Here is a 20754-nt window from a genome sequence, read left to right as displayed (position 1 = left end):
CACCCGCTTGCTGTCGAACACGTGACGCACACGTGACGCACCAGGGCCGTGTCCCCCTGTACGAGGGGGCACGGCCCTGGGCGTGAACGAAGCGGCTGGCGCGGGGTGTTCAGTAGCGCGGGCGCGCGAACCAGGCGGTGCCGCTGGAGACGACCGGCGCAGCCGTGATGACGGTGGCGAAGACGACCCAGATCAGCGGCAGGATGACCGCGGACGCGAGTCCGGAATCCAGGCCGGCGAAGAGCGCGATCAGGCCGACGATGCCGCCGAGCGCCCCGTAGACGACGGTGGTGATGCGGACACCCTGACCGCCCTTGCTGAACTTCACGCCGAGCGTGATGGAGAGGGTCGCGAGGCCGGCGGCGAGCAGAGCGATCACGACGAAGAGCCCGGCGGCCATGTGACCGCCGTTGCCCACGTTGGTGAACCCGTAGTCGTCCGCGCTGTCCGACACGTCGTTCGCGAAGGCGGCGAGGTAGAACCAGAACAGCGCTGCGATAATCTGCGGCACCGAGATGATGAAGAGGAAGACGCGGGCGGTCATCAGAAGCCCCGGCATCGACTGCGGAAGCATCTGGTTGCCGCCCGGGTAGCCGGGGTACGCCGGCTGCTGTGCATAGCCGTAGCCCTGCGGGGGTACGCCGGGCGGAGCGGCGGGGTAGCCGTAACCGGGAGCGGCCGGCGGAGCGGCGGGGGGCTGCTGGGGCGGCTGCCCGTAAGGGTTGTTCGGGTCGCCGAAACTCATGGCGGGTTTTCCTCCGTTGCATGCGCGGGGACGAAGCGCGGAACGGTCGGAGGAATTTCTACAGAGCGGTCCGTCCCCCCGGTACTGCCCGCGGCACTGTGCTGCTCATCGTTCTTTAGGCGCCTCTTACTTGTCCAGCCGGATGCCATATGTGTTGTGCAAGTGCAACATCAATGATCATGGCCGGATGCGGGGAACGGGCCCGGATATCGGCGCCGGAAGGCCCGTATGGTGGCCTGATTGGAACCGGGGCCGGGTCATCCGGGAGGATGGGGCCATGACCGCCCAGATTCTCGATGGCAAGGCCACCGCAGCCGCGATCAAGTCCGATCTGACCGCCCGCGTGGCGGCCCTGAAGGAGAAGGGCGTCACGCCCGGCCTGGGGACCGTCCTGGTCGGTGACGACCCCGGCAGCCAGAAGTACGTCGCCGGCAAGCACCGCGACTGCGCCCAGGTCGGCATCGCCTCCATCCAGCGTGAACTGCCCGCGACCGCCACGCAGGAGGAGATCGAGGCGGTGGTCCGCGAGCTGAACGAGGACCCCGCCTGCACCGGCTACATCGTCCAGCTGCCGCTCCCCAAGGGCATCGACGAGAACCGCATCCTGGAACTGATGGACCCGGACAAGGACGCGGACGGACTGCACCCGATGAACCTCGGCCGTCTCGTGCTGAACGAGCCGGCCCCGCTGCCCTGCACGCCCAACGGTGTCCTCACCCTCCTGCGCCGCTACGGCGTGGAGATCAAGGGCGCCGAGGTCGTGGTCGTCGGCCGTGGCGTGACCATCGGGCGCCCGATGCCGCTGCTGCTCACCCGCCGCAGCGAGAACGCCACGGTGACCCAGTGCCACACCGGCACCCGTGACCTCTCCGCCCACCTCAAGCGCGCCGACATCATCGTGGCCGCGGCGGGCTCCGCGCACCTCATCCGCGCCGAGGACGTGAAGCCGGGCGCCGCCGTCCTCGACGTCGGTGTCTCGCGCAGCGCCGAGGGCAAGATCGTCGGTGACGTCCACCCGGACGTCGCCGAGGTCGCCGCGTGGATCTCCCCGAACCCCGGCGGCGTCGGCCCGATGACCCGCGCCCAGCTGCTCGTCAACGTGGTGGAAGCGGCGGAGCGCAGTGTCGGCTGAGGGCGGCTCCAAGAACGGTGAGACGCGGGATGCCGAGTCGGCCCTGCGGGATGCCGAGTCGGCCGTACAGGACGCCGTGAGCGCCTCGGACGGCGAGCCCACCGTGCGGGACGCGATCAGCGCGCCCGACGCCGAGGGGAAGCCGCGGCGCACCACGCGACGCTTCCCGCTCTTCACGCGGGACACCGCGCGGCCCGAGGGCGGCGGCCGGGCGGCGCCCGGGGACGCCCCGGCGCCCGCGCGCCAGTGGCCCATCCTCTCCGTGCTGTCGGCCGTCGGGCTCGGTCTGCTGCTGACCGCGCTCGACGTGTTCCGGGTCGGCACGATCCTGATCGGCGCCGCGCTGCTGGCCGGCGCCGTGATGCGCTGGATACTCCCCGACGTGGGCATGCTGGCGGTCCGTTCCCGCTTCACCGACATGCTCACGTACGGCGTGCTCGGCGTGGCCATCGTGCTGCTCGCGCTGATGGCTCAGCCCAACCCGTTGCTGGTGATCCCGTTCCTGGACGACACGCTGCACTTCACGGTGCGCTGAGCGCTTGAGCGCTTGAGCGCTTGAGGTCTGAGCGGCGCGCGCTGCGGGCTGCGCGCCGCGCGTTGGGCCGGACATGGATGCGGCCCGTCCCCTCCCCCGAGTAAGGACGGGCCGCGATCGGGCGGGTGTTCCGCCCGGGGTCAACACTTGTGCACAGGAGCAAGCTGTTCAACGCCTGGCAGTTCCCTGTGGCACGGAAGTGACCATTCCGCTACGGAGTCCGCGCCGTGCGACGGGAACCGGGTGCGTGCCGCCCCTGACCTAGTCCGTCGCCCCTGGGGAACCGTCCGCGCCTCGGTGTCGTCCCTCCGCTGAGAGAACGCCGAGGGAGGTCATCGATGAGTGCGTGGCAGCCGCTGCCGGAGCAACTTCCGACGGAGGTACGCCACTTCGTCGAGCAGTTGCGGCGGCTCAAGGACAGCACCGGCCTCAGCCTGGTCGCCCTCGGCGCGCGCACCGCGTACAGCAAGTCCTCCTGGCAGCGCTACCTCAACGCGACCCAGCCGCCACCCCGGCAGGCGGTCGTCGCGCTCTGCCGGGTCGCGGGTCTCGGGGGCGCGGACACCGAACGATTCGGCGTGCGCTGGGAGTTGGCGGTGCGGGTGTGGCCGCGGGTGCCGGTGAGTGTGGGCCCGTCCGGAGAGCTGTCCGGCGACCCGTCCGGCGAACCGTCCGCAGGCTCGTCCGCCGACGCGTCGGTCGACCCGTCCGTCGACCCGTCGGTCGGTTCTTCGGCCCGTCCTTCCGCCCGTCCTTCCTTCGGTGAGCCCATCCCTGATATGTACGAGGACGACCCCACGCTTCCTTGGTGGGACGTGCCCGAGGTGCCGGAGCCCAAGCCCGCCACGGGGCGTCTGCTCCTCTATGCCGCCCTGTTCCTGCTCGCTCTTCTCCTCGTCGCCCTCGCCGGGGCCGTCACCTTCGGGTGAGCTGATCACTCCCGTGGTTCCTGAGGTCGTTCGTGTGTTCCCGTTGTGTCGATGTCTTGACAAGTTCAAGGATTTGCACTGATCCATCACAACAGCCGGGATAACGTGGGCAATCGGGACGGTCCGGTACGTCCCGTGCGGGGGTCAGAGGTTCGACCGGTCGTACACGATGCCGGTGGGACACTGGACCGCAGCCCAACGGGCGTGCAACGGTGCATGCCCCGGCCCGAATGCTCCCGTGCGCCCCCATCCCGGGAACTGAGATCCCGGCCGAGTGCATCCCTGTGGGTAGCCAGAACGGGGACTCGGCAGAGGGGCGCCACGCGCGGGGAGAACAGTCAGGCACGTACGGGGGAATGCAATGAGGGGGGAGAAGCAATGCCTCGTTGGAGGGCCTTGCCGGATGAACTCGATCCGCAGGTCAGGGAGTTCGCCAGTCAGCTGCGCCGACTCGTCGACCGGAGCGGGCTGAGCATCGCCGCCGTGGCCGACCGCACGGGCTACAGCAAGACGTCCTGGGAGCGTTACCTCAACGGCCGGTTGCTCGCGCCCAAGGGTGCGATCGTCGCCCTGGCCGAGGTGACCGGGACCAACCCCATCCATCTGACGACCATGTGGGAGCTGGCCGAGCGTGCCTGGAGCCGCTCGGAGATGCGCCACGACATGACCATGGAAGCGATCCGGATCTCCCAGGCGCGCGCCGCCCTCGGGGAGTTCGGGCCGACTCCGGCGAAGGGGAGCAACGGGCAGCAGGCCGCCCGCAAGAGCGGCAGTGCGACCGCGATGCCCGGGGTCGCCGGGCCCGCCGGAGTGGCCCCGACGTTCCCGCCGTCGGCGCCGTCCGTGCCGGCGCAGCCGTCCGGGCCCGACGCGGGGGAGTCGTCGTCATACGGGGCTTCGTCGTACGGGGGTGGCTCGCGCGGCGGTTCCGGTGCCGGTGCCGGCTCCGGTTACGGCGGGTCCTCGTCCGGTGGGCCTTCGTCCGGTGAGGCCGGGCGGAGCGGCAGTTGGGGGGCTGTCGCCACGCCGTCCGACGGGGCCGGGCAGTTCGGTCCTGCGGCGCCGGTCGGGCCGGTTCGGCCGGCGGGGGGTCCGCCGCAGGACGCCCGGCCGGGTGGTGCGGGGGCCGGGGGCGGGGCGCGGCGGGGGCGGCGGCTCACGATGTTCCTCGCGGGGATCGTCGGGGCGCTCGTGGTGATAGCCGTGGCCGTCTACCTCACCAGCGGCGGGGACAAGAAGAACGCGAGCCACACGCCCACGACGCCCACGACCTCCGCCAGCACCAACCCCGACCTGCCGGCCGGGGTGAAGTGCAGCGGCGCGGACTGCACGGGCAAGGACCCGGAGAACATGGGCTGCGGCGGGGAGTTGGCCAAGACCACCACCAGCGTCACCGTCGGTACGACCCTCGTGGAAGTGCGCTACAGCAAGACCTGCGGTGCCGCCTGGGCCCGCATCACCCAGGCCGCGCCCGGGGACCAGGTCGAGGTGTCCTCCGGCACCGCCGCCAAGCAGACCGGGGCGGTCGACACGGACACCGACGCGTACACCCCGATGGTCGCGGTCAAGGACGCCGGCGACGCCACGGCGTGCGCGACGCTGAAGTCGGGCCAGAAGGGCTGCACGAAGTAGCGTTTGGCGGGGGCACGCGTTCAAAGATTGCGCAGTTCCCCGCGCCCCTAAAAGGGGCGCGGGGAACTGCGCAATCTTTTAGGGGGGTCTGGGGGCGCAGCCCCCAGGAACGGGATGGGACGGGTAGGGGCGGCGGGGGCGAAAAAGGTCCTCCCGGGGGGTTCTGTGGGGTGGGCCACACGGACCCGGACGCCCGGGGTCCCGGATGCGCGATAGCCTGACGGCGGATCTCTCTTGACGCCGAGAGATCGATCATCGGTACCTTTGATCGATCATTGCGGCGGCCGCAGGGGAAGATCCTGCACCCGGGGCAGGGACGCCCCACCGCCAGCTGTCATACGGAGAACGCCATGACCCGCACTCCCGTGAACGTCACCGTCACCGGCGCGGCCGGCCAGATCGGTTACGCCCTGCTCTTCCGCATCGCCTCCGGCCAGTTGCTCGGCGCGGACGTGCCGGTCAAGCTGCGCCTCCTGGAGATCACGCCGGCACTGAAGGCCGCCGAGGGCACCGCGATGGAGCTCGACGACTGCGCCTTCCCGCTCCTCGCGGGCATCGACATCACGGACGACCCGAACGTCGCCTTCGACGGCACGAACGTCGGCCTCCTCGTCGGCGCCCGCCCCCGTACCAAGGGCATGGAGCGCGGCGACCTGCTGTCCGCCAACGGCGGCATCTTCAAGCCGCAGGGCAAGGCCATCAACGACAACGCCGCGGACGACGTCAAGATCCTCGTCGTCGGCAACCCGGCCAACACCAACGCGCTGATCGCCCAGGCCGCCGCCCCGGACGTACCGGCCGAGCGCTTCACCGCCATGACCCGCCTCGACCACAACCGCGCGCTGACCCAGCTCGCGAAGAAGACGGGCACCACGGTCGCCGACATCCAGCGCCTGACGATCTGGGGCAACCACTCGGCCACCCAGTACCCGGACATCTTCCACGCCACGGTCGCCGGCAAGAACGCCGCCGAGACCGTGAACGACGAGAAGTGGCTGGCCGAGGACTTCATCCCGACCGTCGCCAAGCGCGGCGCCGCGATCATCGAGGCCCGTGGCGCCTCCTCCGCCGCGTCGGCCGCCAACGCCGCCATCGACCACGTCTACACCTGGGTCAACGGCACCGCCGAAGGCGACTGGACCTCCATGGGTATCCCGTCGGACGGTTCGTACGGCGTTCCGGAGGGGCTCATCTCCTCGTTCCCCGTCACCACGAAGGACGGCCAGTACGAGATCGTCCAGGGCCTGGACATCAACGAGTTCTCCCGCACCCGCATCGACGCGTCGGTGAAGGAGCTCGAGGAGGAGCGCGAGGCGGTCCGCAGCCTCGGCCTCATCTGAGCCCACTCATCGTGTTCCTGATGCCCGGGTGGCTCGCGCCGCCCGGGCATCAGTGCGTCCCGCGTCAGTGCGTCAGCACGTCACGTCGAGGAGCCGCTTCTCGAACCAGTGGGCGGCGTAGACGTTGTCGTCGTAGCGCGGGATCTCGGTGTATCCCGACGCCCGGTACATGGCCTGCGCCTCCGTGAGTGCGGCGTGGGTGTCGAGCCGTACGACCTCGCACCCGCGCTCGACGGCCTGTCGCTCAAGGCCGTCGAGGATCCGCCGCGCGAGGCCCAGCCGCCGGGCCGCGGGGTGCACCCACACATGCCGGATCTCGCCCACCCCGGGTTCGAGGCGGCGCAGTGCCCCACAGCTCACGGGGCGCCCTTCCTCGTACGCGACCAGGAAGGCACCCGCGTCCCCCGACACCTCATGGGGCCGTACGAGGGCGGCGGGGTCGAAGCCTTCCGGGAACCGTTCGCCGATGTCGGCGGCGTACGCGGCGAGGCAGTCCCGCGCGTCGCGGGAGGCGCCGTCGACGAGCTCGACGGTGATCGAGGCCAGCCGCAGCAGCCGCTCGGCGACGGCCACCGCGGCGGTGAGTTCCTCGCGCCGGGCCGCGTCGAGACCGCTCAGCAGTCCTTCGGCCAGCGCGTTGGCCCGCCGGTTCTGCTCCTTGACCTCGACCAGCCCGGCCGGTGTGAGCTCCGCGATCCGCAGCCGGCTGTCCGTGGGATGCACCCGCACCCGTACGAGCCCCTGCGCCTCCAGCGCCCGGATCATCCGGCTCAAGTACCCGGCGTCCAGGCCGAGTCGGCTCCGCAGCTCCCGCAGCGAGGCCCCGTCGTCCCCGATCTCGAACAGCAGCCGTGCCTCGCCGAGGGGCCGGTCCTGGCCGAGGTAGTGGTCGTCGAGGACTCCGATGCGCCGGGTGAAGTAGCGATTGAACCGGCGAAGGGCCTTCACATGGTTCGCTGACACTGGCTCCATATTCCTTTGACTTTAGTCAAAGGATTGGGAGGCGTCCATGAGGTGTCCGGCGATCTCCCGCAGCGCATGCGTGGCCCGGCGCTGCAACCCCGGCCCGAACGTGATCCGCGTGGCACCTCGCTCACCGAGCTCGGCGAGGTGTCCGGCGAGCTGCCCGTTGAGCTGTTCGGCGGGTGAGGGGCTGTGGGGCCGGGCGAACACGTTGATCGGCCCCTGGATCCCCGACCGCAGGAGGGGGAGTAAGCCGACCGGGGCGCCGATCGGATAGACGCAGTCGGCGCCGGCGGCGACGTACAGCGCGGCCCGCTCGATCACCCGCTCCGGGTTCGAGTCCCCGTACTCGAAGACGTCGATACGGGCGTTGACGAAGAGCTGGTCACCGGCGGCGGACCGCACCTCGGCCAGCCAGTCGGCGTGCTGGGCCGCAACCTTGAGGACACCCCCGTTGGAGTCCTCAAGGTTGCAGCCCACCGCCCCGGTCTCAAGGAGCCGCTCCACCAGCTCCTTGGGGGCGAGCCCGTACCCACCCTCGACGTCCGCGGACACGGGCACGTCGACGGCCCGGACGATCCGCGCGACCGCCGCGAACATCTCGTCGGCGGGCGTGGCCCCGTCCTCGTACCCGAGCGAGGCGGCGACCCCCGCGCTGGGCGTGGCGAGCGCCGGGAACCCGGCGTCCGCGAACACCCGTGCGCTCGCGGCGTCCCAGGGTCCGGGCAGGACCAGCGGGTCGCCGGGGAGGCGGCGCCGGTGCAGTGCGCGGAATGTCTCGGCCTTGCTCACCGCGGCGTGCGTCCCGGCACGATCCGTGTGCACCGTCCCGCGTTCTTCCGTGTTCACCATTGCGTGTTCACCATTCCGTGCTTCCCGGGGCGATCCGTCGGGTGACCATCAGCCGATTCCATCCGTTGATGACGGTGATCAGCCCGATGAGATGGGCGAGTTGGGCGTCGTCGAAATGCTGGGCCGCGCGCTCGTACACCTCGTCCGGCACGAAGCCGTCCGTGAGCACGGTGACGGCCTCGGTCAGCGCGAACGCCGCCCGCTCACGCTCGCTGTAGATGCCCTCGGCCTCCTCCCAGGCGTCGAGGAGCTGGATCCGCTCCTCGTCGACCCCGTGTTTGCGGGCGAGCCCCAGATGCATGTCGAGGCAGAACGCGCAGTGGTTGACCTGCGAGGCGCGGATCATGACCAGCTCGGCGAGAGCCGGGTCCCCGAGCCCCTTCTTCGCGGCGGCACTGAGCCCCTGCATCGCGGTCCGTACCCCGGCGTCCAGGTGGGTCGTGCGCTCCGTGCGCTCCGTGCCCTGGGCGGTCTGGGCGGCCGTCACTTGTACTGCCCGGCCCGGTAGTGCCCGGGCACCAGACGGCAGGTCACGCCGAACCGGTTCCACGCGTTGATCACCGTGATCGCGGCGATCAGCTGGGCCAGCTCGGCCTCCTCGAAGTGCTCGGCGGCGTGCTCGTACACCTCGTCCGGCACGAAACCGTCCGTCAGGACCGTGACCGCCTCGGTCAGCCCGAGCGCCGCGAGCTCCTTCTCCGTGTAGAAGTGCTTCGACTCCTCCCACGCGCTGAGCTGCACGATCCGCTCGACGCTCTCGCCCGCCGCGAGCGCGTCCTTGGTGTGCATGTCGAGGCAGAACGCGCAGTGGTTGAGCTGAGAGGCGCGGATCCTCACCAGCTCCAGGAGTACGGGGTCCACGCCCCGCCGGGCCGCCGCGTCGAGCTTGATCATCGCCTTGTAGACGTCAGGGGCGAGCTTGGCCCAGGGCAGACGGGGACTGTGCTCGGGGGCGTACTTCGCGGTCTCGTCGGTCCTGCCGGTCTTCGTGCTCTCGTCGGTGTGGGTCGTCATGTGATCGACTCTAGGAGCGGAATAGCCCAGGGGTATGGTCCATTTCCATGGCAGATACTTGGGCCACTTTGGGAGCCGACGGGGTCGACTTCCATCTTGAGCCGACCGGTTCCGGGTCCGGCGTCCGTAAAGGGCTGACGGACGCGCTCCGTGAGGCGGTGCGCGGCGGGCGGCTGACCCCCGGAACCCGCCTCCCGTCCTCCCGCTCGCTCGCCGCCGACCTGGGCATCGCCCGCAACACGGTCGCCGACGCGTACGCCGATCTCGTCGCCGAGGGCTGGCTCACCGCGCGCCAGGGCTCGGGCACGAGGGTGGCCGAGCGGACGGTCGTGCGGCCGGTCCCGGAGGCGGCGCCGCGCAGCAGACGCGAGCAGGGGCTCCCCGCGTACAGCCTCGTCCCCGGCAGCCCGGACCTCGCCTCCTTCCCGCGCACCGCGTGGCTCAAGTCGGCCCGCCGCGCGCTGACCGCCGCGCCGTACGACGCCCTCGGCTACGGCGATCCGCGCGGCCGCCCCGAACTGCGCGCCGCCCTCGCGGGCTACCTCTCCCGGGCCCGGGGCGTACGGGCCGACCCGGACCGCATCGTGATCTGCTCCGGCATCTCGGACGGGCTGACGCTGCTCGGCGCGGTGCTGCGGGCGCGGGGGCTGCGGTCCCTCGCGGTGGAGTCGTACGGGCTGGACGTCCACTGGGACCTGCTGCACCGCTCGGGGTTGCGTACGACGCCGCTCCCTTTCGACGAACTCGGCACGCGCACGGGCGACTTGGCGGGCCTGCGAGCGGTCCTGCTGACCCCCGCGCACCAGTTCCCCATGGGGGTGCCGCTCCATCCGGACCGCCGGGCCGCCGTCGTGGACTGGGCCCGGCGTACCGGTGGGCTGATCCTGGAGGACGACTACGACGGCGAGTTCCGCTACGACCGTCAGCCGGTCGGAGCGCTGCAGGGCCTGGACCCCGACCGCGTGGTCTACCTGGGCACCGCCAGTAAGTCCCTGGCACCCGGGCTGCGTCTGGGCTGGCTGGTGCTGCCGACGTCGCTCGCGGCCGAGGTCACGTCGCTGAAGGGCGGGGGAGGGTGGTCCACCGGGGCCCTGGATCAGCTGACCCTCGCCGAATTCATCACGTCCGGCGCGTACGACCGCCACGTCCGTGCCGCCCGGCTCCGCTATCGCCGTCGCCGGGACGCCCTCGTGGCCGCTCTCGCCGCGCGTGCGCCCGCCGTTCACGCCACGGGTATCGCGGCCGGGCTCCACGCGGTTCTCCAACTCCCCGCGGGTACCGAACAGTCGGTGGTGCGGGCGGCGGCCTGGCAGGGCCTGTCCCTCGAAGGCCTGTCCCGCTACCGACACCCCGACGCCGTCCCCGACTCCCTCGACGCCCTGGTCGTGGGCTACGGCACACCACCGGACCACGCCTGGTCGGGAGCCCTGGACGCCTTGTGCCGAACACTCCCTTGACCCCGCGAGCGTCTTTCGCCCCCGCCGTGGGGGCGCGCCTAAAAGATTGCGCAGTTCCCCGCGCCCCTTTTAGGGGCGCGGGGAACTGCGCAATCTTTTCAGCGGGGGTCTGGGGGCGCAGCCCCCAGGGATGGGACGGGTAGGGGCGGCGGGGGCGAAGGAAACCTCACGTCCCCTCACCCGGCGCCTCCCCGAACCGCGCCAACGCCAACGCCCCCACCACAGCCACCACAAACCCAAGAACCGCCAGCCACTCCAGCCCCTCCCGCGTACGGTCCCCCAGCCACACCACCCCCACCACCGCAGGCCCAATGGTCTCCCCGATGACCAACCCGGCGGTAGCCGTCGTCACCGACCCCCGCTGCAACGCCGAGGTAAGCAGCAAGAACGCCGCCCCACCACCGATCAGCAGCGCATACGTCGCCGGATTGCCCAGCAACGCCCCCGGATCAAGGTCGTCAATGAGCCGCACCGACACCTCGACCACCCCGAACCCGAACCCGGCCCCCAGCCCCAGCGCAAGCGGCCGCCCCCGCTCGGGCAACCGCCCACCCACGAGGCTCAGCAGCAGCACGGCGACCGCGGTCGCCAACATCGCGTACTTCAACTCCGTGGACCCCGCCTGTTCCCCTTCCGTGCCGGATGCCAGCCCCAGCATCCCGAGCCCGGCGCACACCACCCCCACCGCACCCCACTCGACCCGGCTCAGCCGCACCTTCAGCAGCCGCGAGGCAACCACCGCGGTCACCGCGAGGCTGGCGGCGAGCGCCGCCCCGACCGCGTAGATCGGAATGGACCGCAGCGCGGCGATCTGCAGCAGAAACCCGACCCCGTCGAGTGCGAGCCCCGCCAGATACCGCCACTGCCGCAGTGCCCGCAGCAGCAGCGCCGCGTCGCCGCCCGTCCCGCTGTCGGCCGCCGCGCGCGCGGCCATCGCCTGCAACACCGTCGCCGTACCGAAACAGACCGACGCACCAAGGGCGCACATCATTCCAAAGAGCACGAAGTGACTGTAGGGGACGGTGTATCGCGGGGGGCCACTGCGCACCTGCGGAAAGCGATCTCTAATGTGATCGCCTGCGGTAAGCAAATGAACTGACATGAGCTGAACCGCGCTGGATCGATCTCAACACCGATCTCAACTGAACTGAACTGATCAACGGGGGAACGGACATGGCGGACACTCGACGGCAGCTGCGCTCGGGCACGGTCGTCCTCGGCGGCATGGGACTCCTCGCGGCGGCGCTGACCGCCTGCTCCTCGGACGCCGACAAGCGCTGCGTCGACCGCGACAGCTACAACCTCACCAAGGGCTACAAGACCGTCGCCGACAAGAACTGCAAGTCCGCCAAGACGTCGGTCAACGGCGCCTGGTACTACGGCGGCAAGAAGAAGAGCGGCTGGGTCGACGGCGGCTCCTTCACCAAGCCCAGCAAGGGATCCGGCAGCTCCGGCGGCACCCACAAGAGCGTCGACCGCGGCGGCTTCGGCAGCGGCAAGGGCAGCTCGGGCGGCTGACCCCACGACGCCCCCGGACCCTGTAACCCCAGGACGCCACCGGACCCGTAAGCCCAGGACGCGATCGGACCCGTACGCCATGGAACGCCGCACCATCACCCCCCGCCCCGGCTGGCAGCAGACCGTCGAGGAACAGGGCCTCATCTACCCGCTCACCCGCTACCCCGACGACTCCCTGCGCCCCTACTGGGACGAGAGCGCGTACTACGTCTTCTCGCTTCCCGAGGTGGAGGCGCTGGAGGAGGTCGTCGAGGAACTGCACCGCATGTGCCTGGCGGCGGCCGAGCACATCGTCACCGCGCACCGCTTCGCCGACCTCGGCATCACCGACCCGCGCGTCGCGGAACTCGTCGCCGAGGCCTGGCATCGCCGTGCCGAACTCCCCTCCGTCTACGGCCGTTTCGATCTCCGCTACGACGGCACGGGCCCCGCGAAACTCCTTGAGTACAACGCCGACACCCCCACATCGCTGGTCGAGGCCGCGTCGCCCCAGTGGTTCTGGATGGAGGACCGCTTCCCGGGCGCCGACCAGTGGAACTCCCTCCACGAACGCCTCGTCGCCACCTGGAAGAAGCAGGCCGCCCTCCTGCCACCCGGCAGCCCCCTCTACTTCGCGCACTCCGCCGCCGACGAACTCGGCGAGGACCTGATGACGGTCGCCTATCTCAAGGAGACCGCCGAACAGGCCGGCCTCGACACCGACTGGATCTCGATGGAGGAGATCGGCTGGGACCCCCTCTCCGGCCGCTTCGTCGACAACCAACTCCGCTTCATCCGCAGCTGCTTCAAGCTCTACCCCTGGGAGTGGCTCACCACCGACCGCTTCGCCGACCACGTCCTGGACACCCTCGACAACGGCGGCGGCACGGGCAGCACCCTGTGGATCGAGCCCGCCTGGAAGATGCTCCTCTCCAACAAGGCCCTCCTCGCCATCCTCTGGGAGCTCTACCCGGACCACCCGAACCTCCTCCCGGCCTACCTCGACGGCCCACGCGAACTGGCCTCCACCAAGGGATACGTCTCCAAGCCACTCCTCGGCCGCGAGGGCGCCGGGGTGACCGTCCACGAGCCGGGCGCCGCCTCTGCCGCACCCGTCGAAGAGCCCTGCTGCTACCAGGAACTGGCGCCCCTTCCCTCCTTCGACGGCAACCGTGTCGTCCTCGGCGCCTGGGTCGTCGAGGACGAGTCGGCGGGCCTCGGCATCCGCGAGTCCTCCGGCCTGATCACCGACGAGTACGCCCGCTTCCTGCCGCACGTGATCCTCTAGCCACCGGGTTCGGCATTCCCTACGCCCCCAGTACGCCGCGGAGTTGGGCCAGCCCCCAGTCCAGGTCCTCCTTGCTGATGACCAGGGGCGGAGCGATCCGGATCGTGACACCGTGGGTGTCCTTGACGAGGACGCCCCGGTCCATCAGCTTCTCGGAGATCTCCCGGCCCGAGCCGTACGCCGGAGCGATGTCGACGCCCGCCCACAGCCCGCGCCCACGCACCTCCGTGACATGGCCCGTGCTTGCCAGCAGACCCAGCTCGTGGTGCAGATGCTCACCGAGCTCCGCGGCCCGCCGCTGGTACTCGCCCGACCGCAGCATCGCGATCACCTCCAGCGCCACCGCACAGGCCAGCGGATTCCCCCCGAACGTCGACCCGTGCTCCCCGGGCCGGAACACCCCGAGCACGTCCCGGTCGGCCACCACCGCCGACACGGGTACGACCCCTCCTCCCAGCGCCTTGCCCAGCACATACACATCCGGCACGACCCCTTCGTGCTCACACGCGAAGGTCTTCCCCGTCCTGCCGAGCCCCGACTGGATCTCGTCGGCGATGAACAGGACGTTCCGCTCGCGGGTCAGCTCCCGCACCCCCGCCAGATATCCGGGCGGCGGCACCAGCACCCCCGCCTCGCCCTGGATCGGCTCCAACAACACGGCGACCGTCTCCTCGGTGACCGCCTCCCGCAGCGCCGCGAGATCCCCGTACGGCACGATGTCGAAGCCCGGCGTGTACGGCCCGAAGTCCGCCCGCGCCTCCGGGTCCGTGGAGAAGCTGATGATCGTCGTCGTGCGGCCGTGGAAGTTGTCGCTCGCCACGACGATCCTCGCTCTCCCGTCCGGGACTCCCTTGACCCGGTACCCCCACTTCCGGGCCGTCTTCACCGCGGTCTCCACCGCCTCCGCGCCCGTGTTCATCGGCAGCACCATGTCCTTGCCGCACAGCGACGCCAGCTCCCGGCAGAAGTCCGCGAACCGGTCGTGATGGAACGCCCGCGACGTCAGCGTCACCCGCTCCAGCTGCGCTTTCGCCGCATCGATCAGCCGCCGGTTGCCGTGTCCGAAATTCAGCGCCGAGTATCCGGCCAGCAGGTCGAGGAAACGGCGCCCCTCGACATCCGTCATCCAGGCCCCGTCCGCCGTCGCCACGACGACCGGCAGCGGGTGGTAGTTGTGCGCGCTGTGCGCCTCGGCCGAGGCGATGAACGCCTCCGTCGTCTCCCTGGCGGTCACGGGATCCCCCTTCCATACGGCATCAGGTGGCTTGTCGGTCATGGATGGCTTGTGGCTCATTTCCTATCGTCGCTCGCATGGTGGACTGGGGAGCCCGGCGATCCGACGCGCCCGGTAGGCTGATCGGCGGGCCGTGACTGGCGCGCTGGGATGGGACCGACCATCGGGGAGCGGCCTGGATGAATGTGTGCCGTGCGCCTGGGCCGAACCGTGAATCGTGATTGCTGAACGCCACGCCGTCCGGAGGCCGACATGCCCGAGCAGCCCCTCTCCACCGAGTCCACCGCCTTCCGCAACGCCCTCGACGTGATCCGGGCCGTGGAGCCCCGCGTCGCCGACGCCATCGGCCAGGAACTCGCCGACCAGCGCGACATGCTCAAGCTGATCGCGTCCGAGAACTACGCCTCCCCGGCGACCCTCCTGGCCATGGGCAACTGGTTCAGCGACAAGTACGCCGAGGGCACCGTCGGCCGCCGCTTCTACGCCGGCTGTCGCAACGTCGACACCGTCGAGGCCCTCGCCGCCGAGCACGCCCGCGAACTCTTCGGCGCCGAGCACGCCTACGCCCAGCCGCACTCCGGCATCGACGCCAACCTGGTCGCCTTCTGGGCCGTCCTCGCCCAGCGCGTCGAGGCCCCCGCCCTGGAGCGAGCCGGCGTCCGCAATGTCAACGACCTCACCGAGGCCGACTGGGCCCAGCTCCGCCGCGACCTCGGCAACCAGCGCATGCTCGGCATGTCCCTGGACGCCGGCGGCCACCTCACCCACGGCTTCCGCCCGAACATCTCCGGCAAGATGTTCGACCAGCGCTCCTACGGCACCGATCCCACCACCGGCCTCATCGACTACGAGGCCCTGCGCACCTCCGCCCGTGATTTCAAGCCGCTGATCATCGTCGCCGGCTACTCCGCCTACCCCCGCCTGGTGAACTTCCGCATCATGCGGGAGATCGCCGACGAGGTCGGCGCGACCCTCATGGTCGACATGGCCCACTTCGCCGGTCTCGTCGCCGGCAAGGTCCTCACCGGCGACTTCGACCCGGTCCCGCACGCCCAGATCGTCACCACCACCACGCACAAGTCGCTCCGCGGCCCGCGCGGCGGCATGGTGCTGTGCGACGAGACCCTCGCCGAGCAGGTCGACCGCGGCTGCCCGATGGTCCTCGGTGGCCCCCTCCCGCATGTCATGGCCGCCAAGGCCGTCGCGCTCGCCGAGGCCCGCCGTCCCGAGTTCCGCGACTACGCCCAGGCCGTCGTCGACAACTCCCGCGCCCTCGCCGAGGGCCTGATGCGCCGCGGCGCCACCCTGGTCACCGGCGGCACCGACAACCACCTCAACCTGATCGACGTCGCCTCCTCCTACGGCCTCACCGGCCGACAGGCCGAGTCCGCCCTGCTCGACTCGGGCATCGTCACCAACCGCAACGCCATCCCCGCCGACCCCAACGGCGCCTGGTACACCTCCGGCATCCGCATCGGCACGCCCGCGCTGACCACCCGTGGTCTGGGCACGACCGAGATGGACGAGATCGCCGGCCTGATCGACCGCGTCCTCACCGCCGCCGAGCCCGGCAGGACCGCCAAGGGCAGCCCGTCCAAGGCCCAGCACGTCCTGGACCCGAAGATCTCGGACGAGATCGCCCACCGCGCCACCGACCTGCTCACCGGCTTCCCGCTCTACCCGGAGATCGACCTCGGCTGACGCACCCCACCAGGGACCGCTCACCAGACCCTCGGGTCCTGAGGTGCCTTGGGGTGTCCCGAGGCTCTTGGATCCTCGGGCTCCCAGGCGCTCGGCTTCTCGGCTCCCTACAGGTCGATCAGCTCCTGTCGTGGTTCCCGCGGCGGTCCGGCAGTCTCATGCCGGGCCGCCGCGCGGCGTATCAGAAGAGTGCCGCCGGCGCCGATCACCAGGCCCATGGCGAGCCCGGACATCGCCCACCCCGCTCCGTCCGTCAGACCCTGCTCCCCGGCCGTCCCCGAGTCGCTCGCGGAGCCGAACAGATCCCCGCGCCGCGCCAACTCGTCGAACACCGAGCGCGGCGCGCGATGCCAGCGGATGTCGTCGTCCTCCACGTCGGGCGAAGGATCCGACCGCACCCACGGCGTGCCGTCCGCCGCGAGGAACACCTGGTCCTGGCGCTCGATGGCGACATCGCCGCCGGGCGGTCTGCTGGTCTGCGGCCAGCCTCCGACACCGGTCAGCCCCCAGATCACCGTGGCCCGAACCTTCGGGAAGCGGCCCGCCTCCCAGGCCGTGGGCACGCTCTCCGTCCCCGTGTACATGGGTGCCAGCAATCGCCAGAGCCGCACGAAGTCCTCTCCGCCGGAGTGCAGGGCGACCGTCCGCCCCGAGTCACCGGCCACGACCAGGGCCAGATCCGGCATGTCACGCCGAGCGTCCTGCTCCGACGCCTGCGCGCGAGACGCGCCGAGCGCGGTCAGCACCACCACGGCAAGCACTGCCAGCCGAACCTCCACCTGTCTGACCCGGATCCCCATCCGTCCCCCTCCCGCGTCCGTGTCCCCACATCCCTGTGTCGCTGCATCCCCGCGTCGCTCTGGTCCTCTGTCCCTCTGCGTCCCGTCATACGTCCCGCAACTCCTGCCGAGGCTCCGCCTCGCCCTCGCGCCGGCCCAGAAGCCGAGCCCCCGGCACCCCGGCGACCAGGGGCCGCAGCAACAGGGCCAGCACGGCTCCGGCCGCCGCCCCCGGTATCGCCCACCACCAGTCGGTGCCGTCATCGGTCGCCGCCGCGGCCGTGGTGCGGAGCCGCTCGGCCGGTGTGGGCGTGGGCGCAGGCACGGTGGAGGTGTCCTCCGTGGTCTGCCAGGGCGCCGGATAAATGGCCCCGGGACCCTTACCCGACGACTTGCCCATCACGCCGAGCTTCTTGAACAGGGCCCGCACCTGGGCCGGTTGCCCGGCCCTGTGCCAGTAGCCGTTCATCGACTGCGGCACCTGGGTCGTCGTGTGTATCCAGACCTCCTTGCTCCCCGGTGTGTCCGGGTAGACGCGGTCGACGCGCCAAGGCGACACGTCGTGGATCAGCCACGTGACATTGATCTGCCGGCCGCTGCCCAAGCCCAGCCCCGGTGGCTCCTCGCGTGTACCCGAGCCCGGATCGCCCAGCAGGAGCATCAACTTTCCGTACTCCTCGTCCGAGTAGTACAACGCCGTGCTCTCCGCGCTCTCCGGCGAGACCACCAGCACACTCGTCGGGCCGCCGGCCATCGCGGACGGTGCGCCCAGCAGCACCACCGCGAAGGCCACCGCCAACGCCCCCATCCCCGCGAGCAGTTCACGAAGCCTGTGCATCCGAACCTCCAGCCGGCCGGTCGATCCACGTGCGGTCCGCCCGCACGCCGTGTGTCACTTCTGGTACACCGCTCGACCCGCCGGGGTTCCCATTCCGCACCGACCAAAATTCCCGCTGCTTCGGCGACCGAAGTCCCTGCTACTTCAGCGACTTCGCTATCTCCACCGCCCGCGCCTTCGACGCCACCCCCTCAAGGCGGAGGGTCACGTCACCCCCGTGCATCCACAGCAGCGTGGGCCCCGCGGTCCGCTCGGAGCGGGTGAAGCGGTCGCCGTGCGCGTCGATGAGCCAGAAGCTCAGCAGATGCGGCTTCGGAAACCAGAGCGCCTGGTTGCCGTAGTCCTCGGCTTCCCCCAGCGGCACCCATTCCGGCGGTTCCCGCACCGTCTTGGAGAAGCTGACGTCGAGGCTCGCCGGATACTCGTCCAGCCGGACCGTGTGCCCATGCCCGCGCCAGCACAGACTCATCAGGAGCCGCCCCTTCGGCTCGCGCGTCACCGTCACCGCGTCCGGCACCCCGAGGGCGTCGGGCACGAGAGGCGCGAACCCGGCCCGCCGCCCGGCCTGCGCCAGTGTCAGCGAAGGGCCGCACCCGGGCACCCGGGCTCCGGACGAGGGCACCGCCGACGGGTCGTACCTCACCTCGACCCCGCCGAAGCCGAACCAGTCGACGACCGCGGCGCGCACCGGAGGCGTGAGCACGAGGACCGTCAGCACACCGCACAGGCCCGCGGTCAGCGCGCGCCAGCGCAGCCGCGCCCAGCGGCGCACCGACCGGAGCCGCTCGCCGGGTCCCGGCGGCTCGGGCACCGGGGCGGGGAGCCGCTCGGCGAGTATCTGCTCCAGCACCCGCTCGACCATGGACTCGCTCCCGGCCGCCCCGGCCCGGTCCAGCGACCGTCCGAGCGCCCGCAACTCCTCCGGCAGCCGGGAGACGCCCTCACGAGCACGCCGGCCCCGGTCACCGGAAGGCTCCGCGCCCTCCGTGCCCTCCGCGTCCCCGGTGCCCCCGCCCTCGTACGACTCACTCATGTTCATCACCTCCTTCCCGGGATTCCTGATGCTCCCCGGGCTCGAAGCCCGGCAGCAGGCGGCCCAGCTTGCGCAGGGCGCGGTTGAGGCGGGATTTCACCGTGCCGCGTGGCCAGCCCAGGGCCTGGGCCGTCTCCGGTTCGTCCATCTCCAGGAGATAGCGGTACATGACGACGAGGCGGTGCTCCTCGCTCAACTGCTCCAGGGCGGCCAGCAGTGCCGCGCGGCGCTCTATCTCCAGCGCCGCGACCGCCGGGTCCGCCGATTCCGGTATCAGCGGCTCCGCCTCGGCGAACGCGGCCTCCCGGCCGGCCAGCGTCCGCTGGCGCACCGCCGTCCGCACTGTGTTCCTCGTCTCATTGGCGACGATCGAGAGCAGCCACGGCTTGAACGCCGCGCCGTCCCGAAAGCGCCCCAGCGAGCAGTACGCCTTGATGAAGGCCTGCTGCACCACGTCCTCCGCGTCCGCACCTGCCCCGAGCGCCCTGGCCGCCCTGATCGCGATGCCCGTATGAGCACGGACCAGCTCCGCGTACGCCTCCGGCTCACCGGCGCGTACGCGTGCGATCACCACGGCCTCGTCGACGACGATGCGGCCCCCCTCCCGCGTCCTCACACTCTTGCTACACCGCCCGAGGCCGATCGGTTCCCACCTCTGTCACATCTCTTTCCGACCAGTTCTGGACCGGGCACCCACACCTGAGAGAATGGTGAGCATGGCCTCTGATCGTCCCCGCGTGCTCTCCGGAATCCAGCCCACAGCAGGCTCGTTCCACCTCGGCAACTACCTCGGCGCCGTCCGCCAGTGGGTGGCTCTGCAGGAGTCCCACGACGCGTTCTACATGGTCGTCGACCTGCATGCGATCACCCTTCCGCAGGACCCCGCGGACCTGCGCGCCAACACCCGGCTCGCCACCGCGCAGCTGCTCGCCGCCGGTCTCGACCCGGAGCGCTGCACGCTGTTCGTGCAGAGCCACGTTCCCGAGCACGCCCAGCTCGCCTGGGTCATGAACTGCCTCACCGGCTTCGGCGAGGCGAGCCGCATGACCCAGTTCAAGGACAAGTCCGCCAGGCACGGCTCCGACCGCGCCTCCGTCGGCCTCTTCACGTACCCGATCCTGCAGGTCGCGGACATCCTGCTGTACCAGGCCCACGAGGTCCCGGTCGGCGAGGACCAGCGTCAGCACGTCGAGCTGACGCGCGATCTCGCCGAGCGCTTCAACGGCCGCTACGGCCAGACGTTCACGGTCCCGAAGCCGTACATCCTCAAGGAGACGGCGAAGATCTTCGATCTCCAGGACCCGTCGATCAAGATGAGCAAGTCGGCGTCGACTCCGAAGGGCCTCATCAACCTGCTCGACGATCCGAAGACGACCGCCAAGAAGGTCAAGAGCGCGGTCACCGACACGGACACCGTCATCAGGTATGACACGGCGGAGAAACCGGGTATCAGCAACCTGCTGACCATCTACTCGACCCTCACCGGAACCGGTATCCCGGAACTGGAGCAGAAGTACACCGGCAAGGGCTACGGTGCGCTCAAGACGGACCTCGCCGAGGTCATGGTCGACTTCGTGACGCCGTTCCGGGAGCGCACCCAGCAGTATCTGGACGACCCGGAGACGCTCGACTCGATCCTGGCCAAGGGCGCCGAGAAGGCGCGTGCCGTCGCCGCGGAGACGCTCTCCCAGACCTACGACAAGGTCGGCTTCCTGCCCGCCAAGCACTGACCGCCGAGACCACTGCCGTACTGACAGCCGACACGCTGTCGTACGGCAGCGGTAC

At 70.6% G+C, this 20754-nt stretch carries 21 protein-coding genes and 1 riboswitch; of the genes, 10 read left to right on the top strand and 11 right to left on the bottom strand.

Annotation, left to right across the window (positions count from 1 at the left end):
- Positions 1–109 precede the first annotated feature (109 nt).
- Positions 110–745: a hypothetical protein gene (locus tag OIC96_RS18205; protein ID WP_330306813.1), complete on the bottom strand. Its 636-nt coding sequence runs from the start codon at positions 743–745 to the stop codon at positions 110–112.
- 277 nt (positions 746–1022) lie between these two features.
- Between OIC96_RS18205 and OIC96_RS18200 the strand changes: the two genes are divergently transcribed.
- The 5 genes from OIC96_RS18200 (at position 1023) to OIC96_RS18180 (ending at position 6313) form a co-directional block, all read left to right on the top strand.
- Positions 1023–1877, top strand: a complete 855-nt coding sequence (locus OIC96_RS18200) for a bifunctional methylenetetrahydrofolate dehydrogenase/methenyltetrahydrofolate cyclohydrolase (protein ID WP_327431119.1) — start codon at positions 1023–1025, stop codon at positions 1875–1877.
- Between the two features lie 43 nt (positions 1878–1920).
- Entirely contained in the window at positions 1921–2412 is a 492-nt protein-coding gene (locus OIC96_RS18195; protein ID WP_406502278.1) for a DUF3017 domain-containing protein, read from the top strand.
- A 338-nt stretch (positions 2413–2750) separates the two neighbouring features.
- Positions 2751–3341, top strand: a complete 591-nt coding sequence (locus OIC96_RS18190; protein ID WP_330306814.1) for a helix-turn-helix domain-containing protein — start codon at positions 2751–2753, stop codon at positions 3339–3341.
- Positions 3342–3719: 378 nt separating this feature from the next.
- On the top strand, positions 3720–4973 hold the full coding sequence (locus tag OIC96_RS18185) for a helix-turn-helix domain-containing protein (RefSeq protein WP_330306815.1): 1254 nt from the start codon (positions 3720–3722) through the stop codon (positions 4971–4973).
- 350 nt (positions 4974–5323) lie between these two features.
- Positions 5324–6313 (top strand): malate dehydrogenase, encoded by a 990-nt coding sequence (locus OIC96_RS18180; protein ID WP_330306816.1) that lies wholly within the window; start codon positions 5324–5326, stop codon positions 6311–6313.
- Between the two features lie 72 nt (positions 6314–6385).
- Here OIC96_RS18180 and OIC96_RS18175 read toward each other — a convergent pair whose 3' ends face one another.
- The 4 genes from OIC96_RS18175 to OIC96_RS18160 all read right to left on the bottom strand — a co-directional run bounded on the left by OIC96_RS18175 (position 6386) and on the right by OIC96_RS18160 (position 9142).
- A complete protein-coding gene (locus tag OIC96_RS18175; RefSeq protein ID WP_330306817.1) occupies positions 6386–7285 on the bottom strand; it encodes a bifunctional helix-turn-helix transcriptional regulator/GNAT family N-acetyltransferase in 900 nt (299 codons plus the stop codon).
- Positions 7286–7297: 12 nt separating this feature from the next.
- Positions 7298–8068, bottom strand: a complete 771-nt coding sequence (locus tag OIC96_RS18170; RefSeq protein WP_330310257.1) for an isocitrate lyase/PEP mutase family protein — start codon at positions 8066–8068, stop codon at positions 7298–7300.
- A 67-nt stretch (positions 8069–8135) separates the two neighbouring features.
- A complete protein-coding gene (locus OIC96_RS18165; RefSeq protein ID WP_330310258.1) occupies positions 8136–8537 on the bottom strand; it encodes a carboxymuconolactone decarboxylase family protein in 402 nt (133 codons plus the stop codon).
- Positions 8538–8611: 74 nt separating this feature from the next.
- Entirely contained in the window at positions 8612–9142 is a 531-nt protein-coding gene (locus OIC96_RS18160; protein WP_330306818.1) for a carboxymuconolactone decarboxylase family protein, read from the bottom strand.
- A 47-nt stretch (positions 9143–9189) separates the two neighbouring features.
- Here OIC96_RS18160 and pdxR point away from each other — a divergent pair, with 47 nt between their 5' ends.
- Complete coding sequence (gene pdxR / locus OIC96_RS18155; RefSeq protein ID WP_330306819.1) at positions 9190–10599, top strand: MocR-like pyridoxine biosynthesis transcription factor PdxR; 1410 nt, start codon at positions 9190–9192, stop codon at positions 10597–10599.
- Positions 10600–10765: 166 nt separating this feature from the next.
- Here pdxR and OIC96_RS18150 read toward each other — a convergent pair whose 3' ends face one another.
- Positions 10766–11590 (bottom strand): DMT family transporter, encoded by an 825-nt coding sequence (locus OIC96_RS18150; RefSeq protein WP_330310259.1) that lies wholly within the window; start codon positions 11588–11590, stop codon positions 10766–10768.
- Positions 11591–11772: 182 nt separating this feature from the next.
- Here OIC96_RS18150 and OIC96_RS18145 point away from each other — a divergent pair, with 182 nt between their 5' ends.
- Complete coding sequence (locus OIC96_RS18145; protein ID WP_330306820.1) at positions 11773–12117, top strand: hypothetical protein; 345 nt, start codon at positions 11773–11775, stop codon at positions 12115–12117.
- Between the two features lie 79 nt (positions 12118–12196).
- Positions 12197–13384 (top strand): glutathionylspermidine synthase family protein, encoded by a 1188-nt coding sequence (locus OIC96_RS18140; protein ID WP_330306821.1) that lies wholly within the window; start codon positions 12197–12199, stop codon positions 13382–13384.
- Positions 13385–13403: 19 nt separating this feature from the next.
- On the opposite strand, the gene rocD is transcribed toward OIC96_RS18140, so the two are convergent.
- Positions 13404–14660 (bottom strand): ornithine--oxo-acid transaminase, encoded by a 1257-nt coding sequence (gene rocD / locus OIC96_RS18135; protein WP_330306822.1) that lies wholly within the window; start codon positions 14658–14660, stop codon positions 13404–13406.
- Positions 14661–14741: 81 nt separating this feature from the next.
- Positions 14742–14829, top strand: a riboswitch (ZMP/ZTP riboswitch).
- 41 nt (positions 14830–14870) lie between these two features.
- Between rocD and OIC96_RS18130 the strand changes: the two genes are divergently transcribed.
- Positions 14871–16319, top strand: a complete 1449-nt coding sequence (locus tag OIC96_RS18130; protein ID WP_330306823.1) for a glycine hydroxymethyltransferase — start codon at positions 14871–14873, stop codon at positions 16317–16319.
- 107 nt (positions 16320–16426) lie between these two features.
- Here the strand turns inward: OIC96_RS18130 and OIC96_RS18125 are convergent, their stop codons facing one another.
- The 4 genes from OIC96_RS18125 to OIC96_RS18110 form a co-directional block, all read right to left on the bottom strand.
- Entirely contained in the window at positions 16427–17119 is a 693-nt protein-coding gene (locus OIC96_RS18125) for a hypothetical protein (protein WP_406502016.1), read from the bottom strand.
- A gap of 85 nt (positions 17120–17204) precedes the next feature.
- On the bottom strand, positions 17205–17936 hold the full coding sequence (locus OIC96_RS18120) for a hypothetical protein (RefSeq protein WP_330306824.1): 732 nt from the start codon (positions 17934–17936) through the stop codon (positions 17205–17207).
- A 139-nt stretch (positions 17937–18075) separates the two neighbouring features.
- Complete coding sequence (locus OIC96_RS18115; protein ID WP_330306825.1) at positions 18076–18969, bottom strand: hypothetical protein; 894 nt, start codon at positions 18967–18969, stop codon at positions 18076–18078.
- Complete coding sequence (locus OIC96_RS18110) at positions 18962–19585, bottom strand: RNA polymerase sigma factor (RefSeq protein ID WP_330306826.1); 624 nt, start codon at positions 19583–19585, stop codon at positions 18962–18964. The genes OIC96_RS18115 and OIC96_RS18110 overlap by 8 nt, the downstream gene beginning before the upstream one ends.
- Before the next feature lie 100 nt (positions 19586–19685).
- On the opposite strand from OIC96_RS18110, the gene trpS reads away from it, so the two are divergent.
- Positions 19686–20699, top strand: a complete 1014-nt coding sequence (gene trpS, locus OIC96_RS18105; RefSeq protein WP_330306827.1) for a tryptophan--tRNA ligase — start codon at positions 19686–19688, stop codon at positions 20697–20699.
- Positions 20700–20754: the final 55 nt, after the last annotated feature.

The sequence above is a fragment of the Streptomyces sp. NBC_00775 genome (genome assembly GCF_036347135.1).
In the GTDB taxonomy this organism is placed as follows: Bacteria; Actinomycetota; Actinomycetes; order Streptomycetales; family Streptomycetaceae; genus Streptomyces; species Streptomyces lutosisoli.
The sequence above is the reverse complement of the archived record's forward strand: the minus strand, read 5'-3'. Positions and strand labels throughout refer to the sequence as shown.

Excerpts from the sequence above, each read along its gene's own strand:
- OIC96_RS18205 (WP_330306813.1), bottom strand. The coding sequence starts at position 745 with ATGAGTTTCGGCGACCCGAACAACCCTTACGGGCAGCCGCCCCAGCAG.
- OIC96_RS18200 (WP_327431119.1), top strand. The coding sequence starts at position 1,023 with ATGACCGCCCAGATTCTCGATGGCAAGGCCACCGCAGCCGCGATCAAG.
- OIC96_RS18190 (WP_330306814.1), top strand. The coding sequence starts at position 2,751 with ATGAGTGCGTGGCAGCCGCTGCCGGAGCAACTTCCGACGGAGGTACGC.
- OIC96_RS18185 (WP_330306815.1), top strand. The coding sequence starts at position 3,720 with ATGCCTCGTTGGAGGGCCTTGCCGGATGAACTCGATCCGCAGGTCAGG.
- OIC96_RS18180 (WP_330306816.1), top strand. The coding sequence starts at position 5,324 with ATGACCCGCACTCCCGTGAACGTCACCGTCACCGGCGCGGCCGGCCAG.
- OIC96_RS18175 (WP_330306817.1), bottom strand. The coding sequence starts at position 7,285 with ATGGAGCCAGTGTCAGCGAACCATGTGAAGGCCCTTCGCCGGTTCAAT.
- OIC96_RS18165 (WP_330310258.1), bottom strand. The coding sequence starts at position 8,537 with ATGCAGGGGCTCAGTGCCGCCGCGAAGAAGGGGCTCGGGGACCCGGCT.
- OIC96_RS18160 (WP_330306818.1), bottom strand. The coding sequence starts at position 9,142 with ATGACGACCCACACCGACGAGAGCACGAAGACCGGCAGGACCGACGAG.
- pdxR (WP_330306819.1), top strand. The coding sequence starts at position 9,190 with ATGGCAGATACTTGGGCCACTTTGGGAGCCGACGGGGTCGACTTCCAT.
- OIC96_RS18150 (WP_330310259.1), bottom strand. The coding sequence starts at position 11,590 with ATGATGTGCGCCCTTGGTGCGTCGGTCTGTTTCGGTACGGCGACGGTG.
- OIC96_RS18145 (WP_330306820.1), top strand. The coding sequence starts at position 11,773 with ATGGCGGACACTCGACGGCAGCTGCGCTCGGGCACGGTCGTCCTCGGC.
- OIC96_RS18140 (WP_330306821.1), top strand. The coding sequence starts at position 12,197 with ATGGAACGCCGCACCATCACCCCCCGCCCCGGCTGGCAGCAGACCGTC.
- rocD (WP_330306822.1), bottom strand. The coding sequence starts at position 14,660 with ATGACCGACAAGCCACCTGATGCCGTATGGAAGGGGGATCCCGTGACC.
- OIC96_RS18130 (WP_330306823.1), top strand. The coding sequence starts at position 14,871 with ATGCCCGAGCAGCCCCTCTCCACCGAGTCCACCGCCTTCCGCAACGCC.
- OIC96_RS18125 (WP_406502016.1), bottom strand. The coding sequence starts at position 17,119 with ATGGGGATCCGGGTCAGACAGGTGGAGGTTCGGCTGGCAGTGCTTGCC.
- OIC96_RS18120 (WP_330306824.1), bottom strand. The coding sequence starts at position 17,936 with ATGCACAGGCTTCGTGAACTGCTCGCGGGGATGGGGGCGTTGGCGGTG.
- OIC96_RS18115 (WP_330306825.1), bottom strand. The coding sequence starts at position 18,969 with ATGAGTGAGTCGTACGAGGGCGGGGGCACCGGGGACGCGGAGGGCACG.
- trpS (WP_330306827.1), top strand. The coding sequence starts at position 19,686 with ATGGCCTCTGATCGTCCCCGCGTGCTCTCCGGAATCCAGCCCACAGCA.